Source organism: Pseudonocardia benzenivorans CB1190, from assembly GCF_000196675.2.
Taxonomy (GTDB): Bacteria; Actinomycetota; Actinomycetes; order Mycobacteriales; family Pseudonocardiaceae; genus Pseudonocardia; species Pseudonocardia benzenivorans.
This window is the reverse complement of sequence record NC_015312.1, coordinates 5,522,889-5,541,223: the sequence shown is the minus strand read 5'-3', so window position 1 is coordinate 5,541,223 and position 18,335 is coordinate 5,522,889. Positions and strand designations below refer to the sequence as shown.

The following is an 18,335-nucleotide window of genomic DNA, read 5'->3' as shown; positions in this document are numbered from 1 at the left end:
CAGCCCCGTGTCAGAGTGCCCGTGCCGCGATCGTGAATGAGGTCGACCAGTGTCGTTCCTGAACCGTCTGCTCCGCGCCGGCGAGACGAAGCTGGTGAAGCGGCTGGCCCGGATCGCCGACCACGTCGACGAGTTCGAGGCCGACATCCAGGCACTGACCGACGCCGAGCTGCGGGCGAAGACCGACGAGTTCAAGGAGCGCTACGAGGCCGGCGAGGAGCTCGACGACCTGCTGCCCGAGGCGTTCGCCGTCGTCCGCGAGGCGGCCAGCCGCACGCTGGGTCAGCGGCCCTACCCGGTGCAGGTCATGGGTGGGACGGCGTTGCACCTGGGCAACGTCGCCGAGATGCGCACCGGCGAGGGCAAGACCCTGACCTGTGTGCTGCCCTCCTACCTCAACGCGATCTCCGGGCAGGGCGTCCACGTCGTCACGGTCAACGACTACCTCGCCAAGCGCGACGCCGAGAAGATGGGCCGCATCCACCGCTTCCTGGGGCTGACCGTCGGGGTCATCCTCTCGGAGATGACGCCCGCCGAGCGCCGCGAGCAGTACGCCGCCGACGTCACCTACGGCACGAACAACGAGTTCGGCTTCGACTACCTGCGCGACAACATGGCGTGGAAGAAGGACGACCTCGTCCAGCGCGGGCACAACTTCGCGATCGTCGACGAGGCGGACTCGATCCTCATCGACGAGGCGCGCACCCCGCTGATCATCTCCGGCCCGGCCGAGCAGAGCGCCCGCTGGTACCAGGAGTTCGCGCGGATGGCGCCGATGCTCAAGCGCGACGTCCACTACGAGGTCGACGAGCGCAAGCGCACGATCGGCGTCACCGAGGAAGGCGTCGAGCTGGTCGAGGACCAGCTGGGCATCGACAACCTCTACGAGGCCGCGAACACGCCGCTGGTCGGCTACCTGAACAACGCCATCAAGGCCAAGGAGCTGTTCAAGAAGGACAAGGACTACATCGTCCGCGACGGTGCGGTCATGATCGTCGACGAGTTCACCGGTCGTGTGCTCGCCGGTCGGCGGTACAACGAGGGCATGCACCAGGCCCTGGAGGCCAAGGAGGGCGTCGAGGTCCAGGCCGAGAACCAGACGCTGGCCACCATCACCCTGCAGAACTACTTCCGGCTCTACGAGAAGCTCTCCGGCATGACCGGTACCGCCCAGACCGAGGCGGCGGAGCTGCACCAGATCTACAAGCTGGGCGTCGTCACGATCCCGACGAACCGGCCGATGATCCGGCAGGACCTCGGCGACGTCATCTTCAAGACCGAGGAGGCGAAGTTCGCGGCGGTCGCCGAGGACATCGCCGAGAAGTACGCCAAGCGTCAGCCGGTGCTGGTGGGTACGACCAGCGTCGAGAAGTCGGAGTACCTGTCGAAGCTACTGCTGCAGCTCCAGGTCCCGCACGAGGTGCTCAACGCGAAGCACCACGAGCGCGAGGCCACGATCGTGGCGCAGGCGGGTGTCCCCGGTGCGGTCACGGTCGCGACGAACATGGCCGGTCGCGGTACCGACATCATGCTGGGCGGCAACCCCGAGTTCATCGCCGATCTCGAGCTCCGCGCCCGCGGGCTCGACCCGGTGTCCACGCCCGAGGAGTACGAGGCCGCGTGGGACACCGCGCTCGCCGAGGCCGAGGCGCAGGTCGTGGCCGAGGCCGAGGAGGTCCGCGAGGCCGGGGGCCTCTACGTCCTGGGTACCGAGCGGCACGAGTCGCGGCGCATCGACAACCAGCTCCGTGGTCGTTCCGGCCGCCAGGGCGACCCGGGCGAGTCGAGGTTCTACCTCTCGCTCGGCGACGAGCTCATGCGGCGCTTCAACGGCCAGCTCGTCGAGACGATCATGAACCGGCTCAACCTCCCGGACGACGTGCCGATCGAGGCGGGCATGGTCACCAAGGCCATCCGCTCCGCGCAGACCCAGGTCGAGCAGCAGAACTTCGAGATCCGCAAGAACGTCCTGAAGTACGACGAGGTGCTCAACCAGCAGCGCACCGTCATCTACGACGAGCGGCGCCGGGTGCTCAACGGTGAGGACGTCCGCGACGAGATCCGCAACATGCTCGACGACGTCGTGACGGCCTATGTCGAGGGCGAGACCGCGGAGGGCTACGCCGAGGACTGGAACTTCGAGCGGCTCTGGACCGCCCTGCGCACGATCTACCCGGTCTCGGTCGACTGGAGGAGCCTGGCCGACGAGGGCGACCTCGACGACCTCACCAAGGAGTCCCTGCTCGAGGTGCTGCTGCCCGACGCGGCGGCGGCGTACGACCGTCGCGAGGCCGAGATCGACGCGCTGATCGGCGAGCAGGGCGGCATGCGCGAGCTCGAGCGCCAGATTCTGCTGCAGGTCATGGACCGCAAGTGGCGCGAGCACCTCTACGAGATGGACTACCTCAAGGAGGGCATCGGCCTGCGCGCGATGGCGCAGCGCGACCCGCTGATCGAGTACCAGCGCGAGGGCTTCGACATGTTCTCCCGCATGCTCGAGGGCATCAAGGAGGAGACGGTCGGCCACCTGTTCCAGGTTCAGGTGCAGGTCGCCGAGCCGGAGCCGCAGCCCGTCGCCGCCGACGCGGCCGTCACCACCGAGGTGCCGGTGACGCCGCCGGTCACGAACGGCAACGGGCGCAACGGGAACGGGCAGCCGAGCCGGGTGCCGGCGGGTCGGGCGCAGCCCGACGAGGACGCGACCACGGTCCTGCCCGCCATCTTCGGCGGCCCGCGACAGCAGGAGAACCTGCGCTACAGCGGTCCCGACGAGGACGGCGGCGAGGCCGTGCGCGGAGGCGGCGGACGCCGGCCCAACCGGCAGCCCGCCGGCCAGGGACAGGGCAACCGCTCGGAGCGCCGCGCCGCGCAGCGCAAGGCCGAGAAGGCCCGCCGCCGGGGCCGGTGAGCTGAGCACGAGGCCGTAGCCGGGGCTCGCCGTGGGGTGCGGTGTCGACGGGAACCCGGCGCCGCCGCGTGCCGGTGCTCCGGGGTTGCGTCGAGAGCACGCCCGCTGTCCGGGCGCGCTGTCGCCGCGCGGCAGTCCGGTGCGGGCGCCACTGGGGCGTGCACCCGGCGGACCGGGCAGGCAACCTTCGCCGGGTTGTCGTCGACGCGTTGCGACCCCACCCCGGAACCGGCGCACATGTGGCGCTCGCGCGGTCAGCCGAGGCGCACCGCGACGCAGCGCCATCGGGAGCCCGCGGCCCCGTCGGTGCCGCGGGTGTCCTGTCCGGCGCCGACCTGCGGGGTGAGGTGTGTCGGCTCGGTGCGGTGCGGTTCGGCCGCGAGCTCCTCGTCCGCGTCGTCCTCGATCCCGGTGCGCCGACAACGGTCCTGCTCGAAGCGAGCGGCGAGCGCGCGGAACCGGTCGCCGAAGCGGCAGACGGCGGCGACCTCGACGACTCCCGGAGCAGGCTGGTCGAACCTGACTGAGCAGATGCGGTCGCCGACCCGTTGCGGCGCAACAACAGCGGATCGCGTGGGCGATCCCGCCGGGCGCTCCCGCGAACCCGCCCGTGACGCAGTGGGATGCGACCGGACCGGGACGGCACGTCGGAGATCGGGGCGCGCGACGGTGGCCGCCGCGTAGCGCACGACGGACGGCGTCGCGACGCGGCCGAGCCGGCTCGCCGGGAGCCGCCCGCCGATGACCTCGACGAACAACCGCAGCGCGTGGGCGACGGCGGCGCGCATCCCGGGGTCGCCGGCCGGCGCCGCGGCGGGTGTCTCCCGGTCGGGAGCAGGGCGGGGCGGTGCGGCGCGGACCGCCGGGGGAGGCCACGTCGGAACGGTGCTCTCCGGAACGGGGACCGCCGACCCGACCAGCACCCAGCCCCTCGGCGCGGGTGGTGGTAGCGGGATCGGCTCGGCGTCCGGCTCGTGGTGCAGCACGCGCAGCCGGACCCGCCGGACGGGCGCTGCGTCGGGTGTCGTGCGGTCGGAGTCGGCGCTCATGTGGGCAGGGTCGGTTCGCCGCGCGCGGGAGCGCGGGCGTTAGCACCCGTACGCATCCGCATCGTGAGGCGACGAACCGTCCGCCACCGGACGGTCGCGCGGGTACGGTCCGTTCGTGGCGCCGATCGAATCAGGTCTCGACGTGCTGCTCGTGCGGGCGGGGCGCGCGCTGGAGCGGCGTCGGCGCGAGGTGGTCGCGGCGCACGGCCTGACGACGACGGGGCTGGCGGTCCTGGAGGCGCTTGCGGGCGCGGACCGCACGTCGCACCGCGATCTCGCTGCCGCGGTGGGCGTCGCTCCCGCGACGCTGACCCCGGTCCTCGACGCTCTCGACGATCAGGATCTGGTCCGCCGGCACCGGGCGGTCGACGACCGTCGGACGGTCGGGATCACGCTCGGCCCACGTGGTCGCGACGTGCTCGGGGCGGCGACGGCCGATCTCGCGGGGCGGTCGCGGGCCTGGCTGCCGGTCGCGGGCGACGAGATCCGCGGCTACCTCAATGAGTTGCTCGCCCGAGCCGAGGCGGACGACACCCCACGGGCGAGGAAGGACACACCCCCGCAGGCGAGGAGGCCACACGCCTATGAGCGAGCGCGGACGCACGCCGTCGGCGACGGCGCGAGGCCGATGACAGCACCTGCCGCGGCGGCGCTGGTGATGGACTACGGCGGCGTCATGACCGACGGCCCGCCCGTCGCCACGCTCCCGGAACGGGCGCGCCGGGCGGGCGTGCCGACGGCACTGCTCACCGATGCCCGCGCCGTCCCGGCCGAGGTCGCGGCGCTGTTCGACGTGGTGGTGACCGGCGACGACGGCCCACGCAAGCCCGACCCCGCGGCCTTCCGGGCGGCGGCCCGGGCCGTGGGGGTGCCGGTGGAACGTTGCGTCGTCGTCGACGACGACCGGGCCAACCTGCGCGGCGCGCGCGAGGCGGGCGCGATCGTCGTCGGCCACGTCGATGCCGCGACGACAGTGTTCGAGGTGGAGGTCCTGCTGGACCTCCACCTCGAGTGAGTCGTACGGGCGTCAGGCGGGCGGCGGCTGGTCGGCCGGGGGTTCGGCGGGTGCCGCCGTGGTGTCACCCTCGCCGGTCGCCTCCTTCGCCTTCCCTACGGCGCCGTCGATCTGGTCGTCGTGTCCTGCGAAGCGCTCCTTGGCCAGGTCGCCGGCCTTGTCGAGACCCTGGTCGACCTTGTCGTCGTGCTGACCGAGCATCTCCTTGGCCTTGTCCATGAATCCCATGGCGGCCACTGTGGTCCTGTCGGGCTGCGGGCGCCACCCGGGGCTCACCCGTACGGGCGAATGCGGACGTGCTCCGGACGGAGGTCGTCGACGCGCGTGACGCCCATCAGCGCCAGCGTGCGCTCGATCTCGCCGCGCAGGATCTGCACGACCTTCTCCACACCCCGCTTCCCGCCCGCCATGAGCCCGTACAGGTAGGCGCGGCCGACGAGCGCGGCGTTGGCGCCCAACGCGATCGCCGCGACGATGTCGGCGCCGTGGGTGATCCCGGTGTCGACGAGGACCTCGGCCTCGCCGCGCAGCTCGGCCACCGTCGGCTCGATGAGCTCCAGCGGGACGGGGGCGCGGTCGAGCTGGCGGCCGCCGTGGTTGGAGAGCAGGACGGCGTCGGCGCCGGCGTCGACGACGCGGCGGGCGTCGGCGACGCTCTGGATCCCCTTGACGACGAGCGTCCCGGGCCACGCGCCGCGCAGCCACTCGACGTCGGCCATGGTCAGGGCCGGGTCGAACACGCGGTTGATCATCTCGGCGATCGTGCCGTCGGTGCCCTCGAGGTTGCTGAAGGCCAGCGGTTCGGTGGTGAACATGTCGAACCACCAGTGCGGGTGCCGCGCGCCGTCGAGGAAGGTCCGCAGGCTCAGCGCGGGCGGGATCGTGAGGCCGTTGCGCACGTCGCGCAGCCGGGCCCCGCCGACGGGCGTGTCGACGGTCAGCATGAGCGTGTCGTAGCCGGCGTCGGCGGCCCGTTGCACGAGGTCCTTGGCGTAGGCGCGGTCGCGCCACAGGTAGAGCTGGAACCAGCGGCGCACGTCCGGCGCGATGTCGACGATCTGCTCGATCGTCGTGGTGCCCATCGTCGAGAGCGTGAACGGGATGCCGACCTCCTGCGCGACGGCCGCGACCGCGCTCTCGCCCTCGGTGTGCATCATGCGCGTGAAGCCGGTGGGCGCGAACGCGAACGGCAGCGTCGAACGCTTGCCGAGGATGGTGCGGCCGGTCTCGATCTCGGAGACGTCACGCAGGACGCTGGGGGTGAACTCGACGCGCGAGAAGGCCTGCCGGGCGCGGCGCAGGCTCAGCTCACCGTCGGCGGCGCCGTCGGTGTAGTCGAAGACGGCGCGCGGGGTGCGGCGGCGGGCGATCTCCCGCAGGTCGGCGATGTTCGCGGCGCGCGCGAGGCGGCGTTCCGTCGCGTCCCAGCGGATCGGCGCCGGTCGGAGGAGCGGCAGGATCTCGGAGGGTTTCGGCATGCGGCGGTGCACCATTGCCTCACCCTAAGCAGTCGCAGGCCCCGGCTGAACCCCGTGTGAGCGGACCAGGTCGAGCGTCACCGCGACGGCCGTCGCCACGAGGAGTGCCGCCGTGGTGTCGACGAGGTAGGCCGCGAGCCAGACGTGCTTCGCGATCTCGAAATACCCGTCGCCGAGCACCGCGGTCACGGCCAGCGCGAGCGACGTGGCCGCGCTCAGCCCGCCGACCCGCCCGACGGTCGTCGCCGCCGGGAACCGTCTGCGCAGCGGGCCGACCAGCCCGGCGACGCCCGCGAGGACGCCCGCGAGCAGCACCGCCGACGGCCACCACGGCACGGCCATGTCGTCGAGCCAGGCGCGCATCGTCGCGGTGTCCGCGCCGACGGGGCCGGTGGTGCCGCCGAGGGCGGGCGCAGGCGTCGCGGGGGTCCAGGGCGCCGAGGGCAGGTAGTCGATCGCCCGCCCCTGCGTCGCCTGGACGGCCACCCCGACCGACCGCAGCAGTGCCCCGGGACTCGACGCCAGCTCGGTCCAGGCGGCGTCGCGGACCCCGTCGGGGTCGGCGGCGATGGCGGCGGTGCCGGGCAGGCTCTCGTCGGCGCGGGGGAAGTAGGCCTGGCCGGAACGCTGCGCGGCGTCCGCGGGGAGCCCGAGCGGGCCGAGTGCGGTGTGCCCGACCTCGGGCAGCACCGTGGTGAAGACGACGTCGACGGTGTTGACGGTCGCGTAGTGCCGCGCCTGCCAGTCCGCGGTGTCGACGATCGGGCCGACGGCGACGGCGACGAGCGCGACGGCCATGACGGCGCCCGGCACCCGCCCGCGCCGCCCGCGCGGCCCGACCGGGGTCACCAGGCAGACCAGCACCGCGGCCGCGAGGACGGGTACGTAGCCGGTCTTGGCGGTCGCCGCCAGCACGCCGCCGACCGCGACGAGGACGAGCCCGACGGTTCGCTCGGCGCGGTCGTCGCGCCGCGTGACGGCCACCGTCACCACCCCGACGAGCAGGACGAACACGCCGACGAGACCGGCGGGCTCGCTGAACGTCGAGATCAGGAACCGCCCGAACGCCGGCTCGGCCGCCGGCAGCAGGGGCGCGGCCAGCAGGGTGGCCCGCCATGGCCCGCGCGCCGACGCCGCCCATCCGGCGACGGCCGCCGCGACGACGGCGACGCCGAGGTAGGTCCAGCCGAGCGTGGTCAACGACCAGGTGCCCGGACCCGCCGGGGTGACGGCGCGCAGCACGTCGAGGGCCGACGACGGCAGCGGGTCGGCGCAGGCGGGGGCGCCGGTGCTGAAGTCGAGGACGACACCGCCCTTCCAGCTCGACGAACCGTCCGGCGTCCCGGGGACCAGCCCTGCGCCGCACCACAGGCGGGCGCCGTCGCCGTTGTCGCCCGCGCCGACCGGGCTCCCGAGCAGCAGGCCCGTCGACAGGCCGAGGGCCAGCAGTGCCAGCAGGCCGGCCACCGCGGCAGGGACGACGCGCCCGGCCGGCAGCCGTCGCCGGCCGGCGGCCCCGGGAGCGGGGACCGCGGCGGCGGGCTCGGCGTCGCGCGTCACGGGCTCCATCGGCTCCATTGAACCCGGCCCGGCGCTGCCGGCCGGACTCCGTCACCCACGGGGTGTGTCACGGTGCGCGCCGTGCCGCCGATCAGCGCCGTCTGCGGAGCAGCTCGTACGCGGCGACGGCCCCGGCGCTCGCGACGTTGAGCGACTCCACGCCGCCGAACATGGGGATGGCCAACGTCCCGTCGAGCTCCTCGCGCACGTCGGCGGACAGGCCCTCGGACTCGTTGCCCAGCACCAGTGCCACGCGCTCGGGCAGCTCGGCCTCGAGCAGCGAGTCCCCGCCCGCGGCAAGCCCGTGCACGGCGAACCCGGCCGCCCTGAGCACGGCGCACCCCTGCGCCGCGGTCGCGGAGCGCAGCACCGGTGCCGAGAACGCCACGCCGGCCGACGCCTTGATCACCAGCGGGTCGATGGCCGGGACGCCGCGGCGCGGCAGCAGCACCCCGTCGAGCCCGGCGGCGGTGGCGCTGCGCAGGATCATGCCGACGTTGGCGGGGTTGGTGACCGCGTCGAGCACCAGCACCGAGGCGCCGCGGCGGGTGCCCAGGTCGGACACGAACTCCTCGACGGGCGCCATCCGCGGCGCGACGACGTCGGCGAGCACGCCCTGGTCGTGCCGGCCGTTGCCCGCCAACACCTTCACCCGGTGCGCCGACGCCGTCTCGACGCGCACGCCGCGGGCGCGGGCGGCGTCGCGGATCGCCCGGACGGGTTCGCCGCGGCTGCCCTCGGCGAGCAGGACCTTGTCGACGACCAGCGACTCGTCGGCCAGCGCCTCCAGTACCGGCTTGCGCCCGTACACCGTGATGAACGTGTCCTTGGGCGAACGGGTCGATGAACGCGGCTCGGGCACGCCGCCAGGGTCCCACGCGACCGTAGGATCATCGGCATGCCGCCCCGGCTCTCCGCGCTCGACGCGTCCTTCCTCTACCTGGAGGAGGCGACGACGCCCATGCACGTCGGCGGCGTCGCGATCTTCGAGCGCCCGCCCGCCGGCTTCGACTACGACGGGCTGGTCGACCTGGTCGAGCAGCGCATCGCGCTGGTGCCGCGGTACCGGCAGAAGGTGCGCCACGTCCCCGGGAACATCGCCCGGCCCGTGTGGGTCGACGACCAGGACTTCGACATCGCCTACCACGTGCGCCGCAGCGCGTTGCCCCGGCCGGGCAGCGACGAGGCGCTCGCCGAGCTGGTCGCGCGGCTGATGTCGCGCCCGCTCGACCACACGCGGCCGCTCTGGGAGATGTACCTCGTCGAGGGGCTGGCCGACAACCGGGCGGCGGTCGTCACCAAGACCCACCAGGCGATGGTCGACGGGATCAGCGCCATCGACATCGCGCAGGTGATCCTCGACGTCTCGCCCGAGCCGCGGGTCCTGCCCGAGGACCTGTGGATGCCCCACCCCGAGCCGGGCAGCGCCACCCTGATGCTGGAGGCGTTGGGGGACATGGTGTCGCGGCCGAGCGAGCTGGTCGACAACGTGCGCACCGCCGCGGGCGACGCGCTGGCGACGGCCGGCAAGGTCGCGGGGGTGGCGACGAAGCTGTTCACGGTGGCGCGCACCGCGTCGCGGCGCGCTCCGGGGACCCCGCTCAACGTCGACATCTCGACGCAGCGCCGGTTCGCGGTGGCGCGGACCGAGCTGCAGGCCTACCGGCGGATCCGGGCGGCGCACGGCTGCACGGTCAACGACGCGGTGCTGAGCGTGATCTCCGGTGCGCTGCGGAACTGGCTGCTCTCCCGCGGGGAGCCGGTCACGGCGTCGGCCGCGGTGCGCGCCATGGTCCCGTTGTCGGTGCGCGGCGAGGCCGACGTGCCCAGCTCGGCGACGGCGGGCTCGCTGGGCAACCGCGTGTCGTCGTTCCTGGTCGACCTGCCGGTGGGGGAGGCGAGCCCGCTGGTGCGGCTGCGGCACGTGTCGCACGCGATGGCCGAGCACACCGCGGGCGGCCAGTCCGTCGGCGCGGACACCCTGGTGCGGATCGGCGGGTTCGCCCCGCCGACGTTGCACGCGCTGGGCGCCCGCGCGGCGAGCGGGTTCTCGAAGCGGATCTTCAACCTCGTCGTGACGAACGTCCCGGGCCCGCAGTTCCCCCTCTACGCCGCGGGTGCGCGCATGCTGGAGATGTTCCCGGTCGTTCCGCTGGCCAAGGGGCAGGCCCTCGCGATCGGCCTGACCAGCTACGACGGGGGCGTGTACTACGGCTTCAACGGCGACCGGGACGCGATGCACGACGTCGACGTCCTCGCCGGCCTCGTCGACGAGGCGCTCGATGAGCTGCTGGCCACGGCCGGCTGACGAACAGGTGCGGGAGAGGCGAACGTGCGGATCTACCTGCCAGGGACGTGGCCGATGCTGGCGCGGCTGGTCAAGACGGGGAACTTCGAGCCCATCGGCGGCACCGCGTTCGCGCTGACACCGCGGCTGCGCGAGTCCTACGTGTCCGGCGACGACGAGGAGCTGGAGTACGCCGCGATGCTGGAGGCGGCGCGCGCGTCGCTGCGGCTGCTCGGCGTCGAGCTCGGACTCGGTGAGGAGGGGACGCCCGCGCGACGGGTCGTCGTGGCCGCCGACGTCGACGACGTGACCCTGCGTCCCGACCTCGACGACGGTGCCGTGCGCATCTCGGGGCCGGTGCCGGCGTCGGCGATCGCCGCGGTCCACGTCGACAACGAGGAGGCCGAGTACGCGGTCCGCCAGGCCGCGGGCGCCGTCGACGCGGCCGACCTCGGTGATCTCGACGCGGAGTTCCTCGTCGGCGAGGCCGAGGACCACGAGCTGGCCTGGTACGCCCCGTCGGAGATCGCGTTCGTCGTGGAGCTGGGCTGAGTCCGGCCGGCCGGGGGTCGGGGCCGCCCCGTCACGACTCCGCGGTGACCTCGGGGACGTTCTGGCGGCGCTCCTGCGCGACCTTGTGCGGTACCTGCAGCAGCCGCAGCATCGTCACCAGCAGCAGGCCGCCGACCATGTTGCCGAGCGCGGCGAACGACGCGAGGCCGAGCCAGTCGGCGTAGCCGAACGGCGCGCCGGCGTGCAGCGCGGCGAAGCACAGCAGCGAGGCGACCACGGCGTGGTCGACGGAGCCAGCGCCGAGCAGGAACCCCATGCCGACGGCCGGGACCAGCCGCACGCCGTCGGAGTCCGTCGAGTGCTGCATGTGCGTCATGAGCGTGATGAGGAACCCGCCGACGAGCGCCAGCGCGAAGGCGTGCCAGCCGATCCCGAGCCGTACGTAGCCCTGCGCCGACTCGATCGCGGTCTCGCGCAGCGACGGGAACGCCGCGACGACGACGAAGGTGATGACCCAGCCGCCCGCCAGGTTCGTCAGCAGGGTGACGCCCCACAGCCGGGCCAGCGCGAGTGGCGTGCTCGCGCGGGCGACGACCGCGGCGACCGGCACGAGGAAGTCCTCGGTGAACAGCTCGCTGCGGGCGAGGGTGAGCGCGACGAAACCGAGCGAGAACGCCAGCCCGCCGAGCAGCTTGTCGCCGGTCGCGTGCTCGACCAGCAGCAGCGCGAGCACGCCGACGCCGATGTCGAGGCCGCCGAGCGTGCCCGTCGACAGCAGGCCGGACCAGGAGCGGCCGAGCCGCTGCGTGCCCTCGTCGACGAGGCGGTCGAACGTGCGCTCCGTGTCGGCCTGTGCGACGTCCGGTTCGCCGGGATCCTGGGCGCTCATCGCCGGAGGGTAGGTGCCCGGCGGCCGTCCCGCCGCGCGAGCGGGCCCGTGATCGCGGACGGCGACGTCGTCGGCTAGAACGGAGGCGCAGCCGCTCGCCGAGGAGGAACCGCGTGGAGTTCACCGAGATCGCGTACGAGGTCGTCGACGGCATCGCGACGCTGACGCTCGACCGCCCCGCCAAGCTCAACGCCTTCACCTCGACGATGGCCGACGAGCTCGTCGAGGCGTTCGACGCGGCCGACGCCGACGGCGACGTCCGGGTCGTCATCGTGACCGGGCGCGGCCGGGGGTTCTGCGCGGGCGCCGATCTCTCCCGCGGCGCGTCGACGTTCGACGCGTCCGACGGTGCGCGGGCCGCCGACCAGCGTCACGGCGAGGTCGACGGCGTTCCCCGCGACCGGGGCGGTGTGGTGTCGTTGCGGGTCGCGGCCTCGCGCAAGCCGGTCATCGGCGCGATCAACGGGCCCGCGGTCGGCATCGGCGCGACGATGACCCTGCCGATGGACGTGCGGATCGCGGCGGAGTCCGCCCGGTTCGGGTTCGTCTTCGCCCGCCGGGGGCTGGTGCCGGAGGCCGCGTCGAGCTGGTTCCTGCCGCGGGTCGTCGGCATCTCGCAGGCGATGGAGTGGGTCGCGACCGGCCGGGTGTTCGACGCCGCGGAGGCGCTCGCGGGACGGCTCGTGTCCCGGGTCGTTCCCGACGACGCCCTGCTCGGTACCGCGCACGCGCTGGCCCGCGAGATCGCGGACAACACGTCGGCGGTGTCGGTGTCGGTGTCGCGGCAGCTGCTGTGGTCGATGCTCGGCGCGCCGGGACCGTGGGAGGCGCACCGGCTGGACTCGCGCGCGATCGACCTCCTCGGCCGGGGCCCCGACGCGGCGGAGGGCGTGGCGTCGTTCCTGGAGAAGCGCCCGGCCGTCTATCCCGGACGCGTCCCGGGCGACTACCCCGACGTCGTCCCTCCCTGGCCACCGATCCCGTGAGCGACCTCAGGGGCGGTCCCCGTCGCCGCGGTCGAGCCGGCGGCGGTCGTCGCGCAGCAGCCGGCGCTGCTCCCGGTCCCGATCCCGGTCGTCGCCCCGCTCGCGGCCGTAGACGAGCCCGCCGACGGCGGGGATCAGCAGGAAGAAGATCCAGGCCTGCGCGAAGACGCCGTTGAGCGCCAGGAACAGCGCGAGCGCGACGATCGGCGTGATCGCCACGATCCGCGGCCCCCAGCTCGACAGCGGCGACCGCTCGGCGGGCGGCTGCGCGCCCGTCGGCGCGGGCACCGAGGCCGCGGGGGCGACCGGCGTCACGGCGGTGCCGGGCAGCGTCGGGTGCGGCTCGGGGAGGTCGACGAACAGCGCCTGCAGCTCGCTCGCGACGGTCGCCACCGCGGCCGCCGCCGAGCGGTCGGCGTACTCCTCGACGCCGAGCCGTCCCGCCTCCAGATGGGCGTCGAGCGCCTTGGCCGCCGACTCGCGCTCCGCGGTGCCGATCCGCAGCGGCGGCGGCCCCGGCGAGGATGCGGGCGCCGTCCGGTCGGGAACCGGTTCGGGTCGCTCGGGTGGTCCGGCGCCTTCCTTGCCCCCCGTTGTCATGCCCGGAAGCTTGCCACCCGCAACCGGGCGACGCGTAGCCCGGCAGGGCATGACACGGCCGCGTGACGGGTCCACGCTGGAGGAATGTCCGCGCTGACCGGTGTCACCGACGTCCCCGTACCGCGCAACGAGCCCGTACTCGGGCACGCCCCGGGCAGCCCCGAGCGGGCCGCGTTGCGGTCCCGGATCGCCGAGCTCGACGGCACCCCCCACGAGCTCACCGGCACCGTCGGCGGGGTACGCCGGATGGGCGGCGGGGAGCGGATCGACGTCGTCTCCCCGCACCGTCGGCACCGGGTACTCGGGGTGTCGGCACAGGCGACGGCCGCCGACGTCGAGGCCGCCGTCGCCGCCGCCCGCGACGCGGCCCCCGGGTGGCAGGCGCTGCCGTTCGACGAGCGCGCGGCGGTGTTCCTGCGGGCCGCCGACCTGCTCGCCGGGCCGTGGCGGGCGACGTTGAACGCCGCGACGGTCATGGGCCAGTCCAAGTCGGTCCAGCAGGCCGAGATCGACGCCGCCTGCGAGCTGATCGACTTCTGGCGCTGGAACGTGCACTACGCCCGCCGGATCCTGGCCGAGCAGCCGGTGTCGAGCCCTGGCGTCTGGAACCGGTTCGACCACCGGCCGCTGGAGGGCTTCGTCCTCGCGATCACGCCGTTCAACTTCACCGCGATCGCCGGAAACCTGCCGACGGCCCCCGCGCTGATGGGCAACACCGTCGTGTGGAAGCCGAGCCCGACCCAGACCCTCGCGGCCTGGTACACGATGCGGCTGCTGGAGGAGGCGGGGCTGCCGCCCGGGGTGGTCAACATGGTCACCGGCGACGGCGCCGCGGTCTCGGAGGTGGCGCTCGCGTCGCCGGAGCTGGCCGGCGTGCACTTCACCGGGTCGACGGCGACGTTCCGGCACCTGTGGCGCTCGGTCGCCGACAACCTGCCGCGCTACCGGTCCTACCCGCGGCTGGTCGGGGAGACCGGCGGCAAGGACTTCGTCGTCGCGCACCCGTCGGCCGACCCGGCCGCCCTGGTGACGGCGCTGGTCAGGGGCGCGTTCGAGTACCAGGGCCAGAAGTGCTCGGCGGCCTCGCGGGCGTTCGTCCCGGCGTCGCTGTGGAAGTCGGGGCTGCGGGAGGCGCTGGCCGACACGACGCGCACGGTCGGCTTCGGCGACGTCGAGGACCTGTCGACGTTCGGCGGCGCCGTCATCGACGGCCGCGCCTTCGCCCGGCTCTCCGGTGTGCTCGCCCGCGTGCGCGGCGACCTGGAGGTGCTGGCGGGCGGTGGCTGCGACGACGCCGAGGGCTGGTTCGTCGAGCCGACGGTGCTGGTCGGCGACGACCCGGGCCACGACGTCTTCACCACGGAGCTGTTCGGACCGGTGCTCGCCGTCCACGTCTGGGACGACGCGGCGCCCGGCAGCTGGGACGAGGTGCTGCGGACCGTCGACACCGCGACCCCCTACGCGTTGACCGGCTCGGTGTTCGCGACCGACCGCACCGCGATCGACGCGGCCCACGGGGCGTTGCGCTTCGCGGCCGGGAACTTCTACGTCAACGACAAGCCGACGGGTGCGGTCGTCGGGCAGCAGCCGTTCGGCGGGGCGCGGGCGTCGGGCACCAACGACAAGGCCGGCTCGGTCTACAACCTGCAGCGGTGGACGAGTCCGCGCGCGGTGAAGGAGACCCTCGTCCCGCCGACCGACCACACGTACCCGCACCAGGCCCGGTGAGCGGCACGGGTCGTTCGGCCCGGGGTCACGACAGCAGCAGCAGGACGCTGATCACGACCATCACCGCGGCCGTGCCCCAGTGGACGCCGAAGGCGACGGCTTTCGCGCCCTTGCTGCGCAGCACGATCAGCCCGTCGCCCACGGGGATGGCGGCGGCGGCGAGCATGAACCAGCCCAGCACGTGCGGCGTCGCGGTGAGCATCAGCACGACGACGAAGAGCCCGCACGCCATGTCGCGCACGCCCTTGACGGTCAGCCAGGCCTGGACGGTGCGGTCCTCGGTCGGCGTGTGCGGGATGCCGAAGCCGGCGGCGGCGCGTGGGGCCCAGAAGACCCGCGCGCCGATGACGACGATGCCGGCGGCGACGAGCCCGGCGAGCACGTTCGCGACGGTGACGAGCATGAGAGGTCCTTCCGGAGACGAGATCTAGCGTTGCTAGAAACTAGGTCAACGCTAACCTGCCGTCGGCAGAATGTCTAGCACTGCTAGGATGGGTGCATGTCCGCCGTCACCGGGCGCCGCGAACGCGAACGCGCCCAGCGCCACCAGCTGATCGTCACGGCCGCGCGGGAGCTCGCCGAGACGGAGGGCTGGGACGCGGTGACCACCCGGCGGCTGGCCGAGCGCGTCGAGTACAGCCAGCCGGTCCTCTACAGCCACTTCGCGGGCAAGGACGCCATCGTCAGCGCGGTCGCGCTGGACGGGTTCGGTGAGCTCGCGGAGCAACTGGGTCGCGCCCGGGCGGCCGTGGCCGCGCCGGGGCCGGTGGCGCTGCGGGCGGTCTGCCGCGCCTACCTGCGCTTCGCCGCCGAACGCCCCGCGCTCTACCAGGCGATGTTCGTCATGCCCACCGATCTCGCGTTCGCGACGGACGAGACGCCGGCCCCCATGCGGGCGTGCTTCGACGAGTTCGTCGGCTGCTTCCCCGCGGGCGACGAGCAGCGCGAGCCGCTCGCCGAGGTCGTCTGGAGCGCCGTGCACGGGATGGCCGTCCTCGCCGACAGCGGCCGGATCCCCCCGGACGGTCAGGAGGGCAGGCTGGACCTGCTGATCGGCCGGTTCACGGGCTGACCCCTCAGAACCACTGGTAGCCGCTCTTGGACATCGAGAAGCCGTGCCCGCTGGCCCCCACCCGGCACTCGACGCCCGTCGTCCGGCTGGTGCACGTGACGTCGCCGACCCGCAGGGACCTGCCGTAGTCGAGGACGGGCCCGGTGCCGAAGACGGTGTCGCCGTGGCAGGTGAACGTCGGGCGGTCCCCGCCGCTGACCGTCAGCGAGTCGCCCCAGACGCCCTGGCAGTCGGCAGGCCGCGCCGGGATCGTCGACGGGTCCCAGGACTGCTCGGAGATGTCGCAGCGCACCGAGTTGGGCGAGACATAGCAGGCGATGTTGTTCGACGGTGTGCTGAACCCCGTGGCCGACGGCGAGACCGTGAGGTCGGCGGGGGCCGTCGAGGTCTGGGTCGAGGTCTGGGTCGAGGTCTGAGGTGCGCCCGACGTGGGCGGGGCGATGCCGGTGGCCGTCGCGGCCGGCGGGGGCGGCGGGTTCTGCGGCGTCGAGCCGGGGCGCAGCGCCAGCACGATCCCACCCACCACCGCGATGACCGCCGCGACGGCCCCGATCGCGAGCACGGGCGAGAACCGCGTGCGCGCCACCGGTTTCGGCGGTGCCGGCTCCAGCCGGCCCGGCAGCCATCCCGCCGTCGGACGGTCACGGTCGCCGCCGAGCGCGTCGCGGATCTGCGCCGGTGTGGGTCGCTGCGCGGGGTCGCGGTGCAGGCAGGCGGCGACCGTCGGCACCAGCGCGGGCGGCACCCCGGACAGGTCCGGGTCGACGTTGGCCGCCCGGTAGAGCAGCGCCGCGGCGTCGCCCTCACCGAACGGTGCCCGGCCCGTCGCGGCGTGCAGCAGGACCCCGCCCAGCGCGAACACGTCGGCGGCAGGGCCCGCGCGGCCGTGCGCAAGGACCTCCGGCGCGATGAACCCCGGGGTGCCGATGACCGCGCCCGTGCGGGTGAGCGTCGTCGCGTCGGTGGCGCGGGCGATGCCGAAGTCGATGACCTTCGGGCCGTCGTGTGCAAGCAGGACGTTGCCGGGTTTGAGATCGCGGTGCACGACGCCGGCCGTGTGGATCGCGGCCAGCGCGTCGGCGAGCCCGATGCCCAGCCGGCGCACCGACTCCGCGGGCATGGGGCCGTGCTCGGAGACCGCCTCGCGCAACGACGGCGCCGGGACGTACTCCGTGGCCATCCACGGCGCGGGCGCGTCGGGATCGGCCCCGAGCAGCGCCGCGGTGTAGACGCCGTGCACCCGCGTCGCGGCCGCGACCTCCTGGCGGAAGCGGGCGCGGAACTCCGGGTCGTCGGCCAGCGCGGAGCGCACCACCTTGACCGCCGCCTGCCGCCCGTCGCGGGACCGGCCGAGGTACACCTTGCCCATGCCGCCCTCGCCGAGGACGCGGTGGATCGTGAACGGGCCGACCGACCGTGGGTCCGTCGTCGTCATCGCACCTCGGCGGGCGGGGGCGGGCTGATCGTGACGGACGTGCCCCACGACCGGTAGTCGGCCGTGGTGGCGAGCGTGCCCATGTCGGCGAGCCCCTGACGCTGCTGGGTGCGGACCGGACGGGTGTCGGCGTCAACCCACAACGTCGAGGTGATGCGGGTGAGCCCGTCGCGGATCTGCTGGTCGAGCTGCGCCTTGAGCTCGGGGTCGGGCTCGATCGTCGAGGCCCTGGTCAGGTCGACGACCAGGGTGTACCGGACGGTGGGCACGCCGTCGACGACCTCGTCGGCGGCGTCGGAGACCAGGGTGGCGTCGGCGTAGCGGGACAGGTTGGCGGTGGGGTCGGTGGCGTCGCCGAGCGCGTCGGCGATCGCGACGCGCATCCGGTCGGCCTGCGTCGTCGCCGACCCGGCCCGCAGCCACGGCGTCCCGCCGTCGGCCGTGCGCAGCCACACCTCGCCGTCGCGCAGCACGAAGCCGGTCTGCTGCGGCGCGGCTCCCGGCCAGGTCATCGTCTGGTCCAGGGCGAGCGCGGGCGTCGGACCCACGAGGCTCAGCCCGCCCTGCGCGGTGAAGGTGACCGGTACCGAGCCGGTGACGTCGCCGACGACCGACAGCTGGGCGGTCGGGTCGGCCGTGCGGCGCTGGGTGAGGACGTCGAGCAGCTGGGTGGCGTCGTAGAACTTGGGGAGGCCGGATGGCGCGGCGTCGGACGGCTGCCCCGGCCCGCACGCCGTGACCAAACCGGCGAGCACGGCGAGCAGCAGGACGGGCCACGCGGGCCCGCGCGCCACCCTCACCGCCATGGCGCCAGA

At 74.0% G+C, this 18,335-nt stretch carries 17 protein-coding genes; 7 read left to right on the top strand and 10 right to left on the bottom strand.

Annotated features, from left to right (window positions below; genetic code table 11):
- The first annotated feature begins 49 nt into the window (after positions 1–49).
- On the top strand, positions 50–2,908 hold the full coding sequence (gene secA / locus PSED_RS26030) for a preprotein translocase subunit SecA (protein ID WP_013677222.1): 2,859 nt from the start codon (positions 50–52) through the stop codon (positions 2,906–2,908).
- A 254-nt stretch (positions 2,909–3,162) separates the two neighbouring features.
- On the opposite strand, the gene PSED_RS26025 is transcribed toward secA, so the two are convergent.
- A complete protein-coding gene (locus PSED_RS26025; RefSeq protein ID WP_013677221.1) occupies positions 3,163–3,957 on the bottom strand; it encodes an Rv3235 family protein in 795 nt (264 codons plus the stop codon).
- Between the two features lie 115 nt (positions 3,958–4,072).
- Here PSED_RS26025 and PSED_RS26020 point away from each other — a divergent pair, with 115 nt between their 5' ends.
- Positions 4,073–4,972, top strand: a complete 900-nt coding sequence (locus PSED_RS26020) for an HAD-IA family hydrolase (protein WP_049803510.1) — start codon at positions 4,073–4,075, stop codon at positions 4,970–4,972.
- A 12-nt stretch (positions 4,973–4,984) separates the two neighbouring features.
- Here the strand turns inward: PSED_RS26020 and PSED_RS26015 are convergent, their stop codons facing one another.
- From PSED_RS26015 to PSED_RS26000, 4 genes are all read right to left on the bottom strand, one after another.
- A complete protein-coding gene (locus tag PSED_RS26015; RefSeq protein WP_041760013.1) occupies positions 4,985–5,200 on the bottom strand; it encodes an antitoxin in 216 nt (71 codons plus the stop codon).
- Positions 5,201–5,244: 44 nt separating this feature from the next.
- On the bottom strand, positions 5,245–6,465 hold the full coding sequence (locus PSED_RS26010) for an alpha-hydroxy acid oxidase (RefSeq protein WP_013677218.1): 1,221 nt from the start codon (positions 6,463–6,465) through the stop codon (positions 5,245–5,247).
- 9 nt (positions 6,466–6,474) lie between these two features.
- Entirely contained in the window at positions 6,475–8,019 is a 1,545-nt protein-coding gene (wsfD, locus tag PSED_RS26005) for a glycan biosynthesis hexose transferase WsfD (protein WP_049803509.1), read from the bottom strand.
- 82 nt (positions 8,020–8,101) lie between these two features.
- Positions 8,102–8,872, bottom strand: a complete 771-nt coding sequence (locus PSED_RS26000; RefSeq protein ID WP_013677216.1) for a TrmH family RNA methyltransferase — start codon at positions 8,870–8,872, stop codon at positions 8,102–8,104.
- A gap of 36 nt (positions 8,873–8,908) precedes the next feature.
- On the opposite strand from PSED_RS26000, the gene PSED_RS25995 reads away from it, so the two are divergent.
- Both PSED_RS25995 and PSED_RS25990 read left to right on the top strand, forming a co-directional pair.
- On the top strand, positions 8,909–10,318 hold the full coding sequence (locus PSED_RS25995; RefSeq protein WP_013677215.1) for a WS/DGAT/MGAT family O-acyltransferase: 1,410 nt from the start codon (positions 8,909–8,911) through the stop codon (positions 10,316–10,318).
- A 24-nt stretch (positions 10,319–10,342) separates the two neighbouring features.
- Positions 10,343–10,849 carry a DUF6912 family protein gene (locus PSED_RS25990; protein WP_013677214.1) on the top strand — a complete coding sequence of 169 codons (507 nt, stop codon included), beginning with the start codon at positions 10,343–10,345 and terminating at the stop codon, positions 10,847–10,849.
- A 31-nt stretch (positions 10,850–10,880) separates the two neighbouring features.
- Here PSED_RS25990 and PSED_RS25985 read toward each other — a convergent pair whose 3' ends face one another.
- Positions 10,881–11,699 carry a formate/nitrite transporter family protein gene (locus tag PSED_RS25985; RefSeq protein ID WP_013677213.1) on the bottom strand — a complete coding sequence of 273 codons (819 nt, stop codon included), beginning with the start codon at positions 11,697–11,699 and terminating at the stop codon, positions 10,881–10,883.
- A 113-nt stretch (positions 11,700–11,812) separates the two neighbouring features.
- Here PSED_RS25985 and PSED_RS25980 point away from each other — a divergent pair, with 113 nt between their 5' ends.
- Positions 11,813–12,685 carry an enoyl-CoA hydratase-related protein gene (locus tag PSED_RS25980; RefSeq protein ID WP_013677212.1) on the top strand — a complete coding sequence of 291 codons (873 nt, stop codon included), beginning with the start codon at positions 11,813–11,815 and terminating at the stop codon, positions 12,683–12,685.
- Positions 12,686–12,691: 6 nt separating this feature from the next.
- On the opposite strand, the gene PSED_RS25975 is transcribed toward PSED_RS25980, so the two are convergent.
- Entirely contained in the window at positions 12,692–13,285 is a 594-nt protein-coding gene (locus tag PSED_RS25975) for a DUF1707 SHOCT-like domain-containing protein (RefSeq protein WP_013677211.1), read from the bottom strand.
- A gap of 93 nt (positions 13,286–13,378) precedes the next feature.
- Between PSED_RS25975 and pruA the strand changes: the two genes are divergently transcribed.
- Positions 13,379–15,013 carry an L-glutamate gamma-semialdehyde dehydrogenase gene (gene pruA / locus PSED_RS25970; RefSeq protein WP_086002819.1) on the top strand — a complete coding sequence of 545 codons (1,635 nt, stop codon included), beginning with the start codon at positions 13,379–13,381 and terminating at the stop codon, positions 15,011–15,013.
- A 25-nt stretch (positions 15,014–15,038) separates the two neighbouring features.
- Here pruA and PSED_RS25965 read toward each other — a convergent pair whose 3' ends face one another.
- Positions 15,039–15,416 (bottom strand): DUF4267 domain-containing protein, encoded by a 378-nt coding sequence (locus PSED_RS25965; RefSeq protein WP_013677209.1) that lies wholly within the window; start codon positions 15,414–15,416, stop codon positions 15,039–15,041.
- 96 nt (positions 15,417–15,512) lie between these two features.
- Between PSED_RS25965 and PSED_RS25960 the strand changes: the two genes are divergently transcribed.
- On the top strand, positions 15,513–16,085 hold the full coding sequence (locus PSED_RS25960) for a TetR/AcrR family transcriptional regulator (protein WP_013677208.1): 573 nt from the start codon (positions 15,513–15,515) through the stop codon (positions 16,083–16,085).
- Between the two features lie 4 nt (positions 16,086–16,089).
- Here the strand turns inward: PSED_RS25960 and PSED_RS25955 are convergent, their stop codons facing one another.
- Both PSED_RS25955 and PSED_RS25950 read right to left on the bottom strand, forming a co-directional pair.
- Positions 16,090–17,520 (bottom strand): serine/threonine-protein kinase, encoded by a 1,431-nt coding sequence (locus PSED_RS25955; protein ID WP_013677207.1) that lies wholly within the window; start codon positions 17,518–17,520, stop codon positions 16,090–16,092.
- Positions 17,517–18,326 (bottom strand): SCO4651 family lipoprotein, encoded by an 810-nt coding sequence (locus PSED_RS25950; protein ID WP_013677206.1) that lies wholly within the window; start codon positions 18,324–18,326, stop codon positions 17,517–17,519. The genes PSED_RS25955 and PSED_RS25950 overlap by 4 nt, the downstream gene beginning before the upstream one ends.
- Positions 18,327–18,335: the final 9 nt, after the last annotated feature.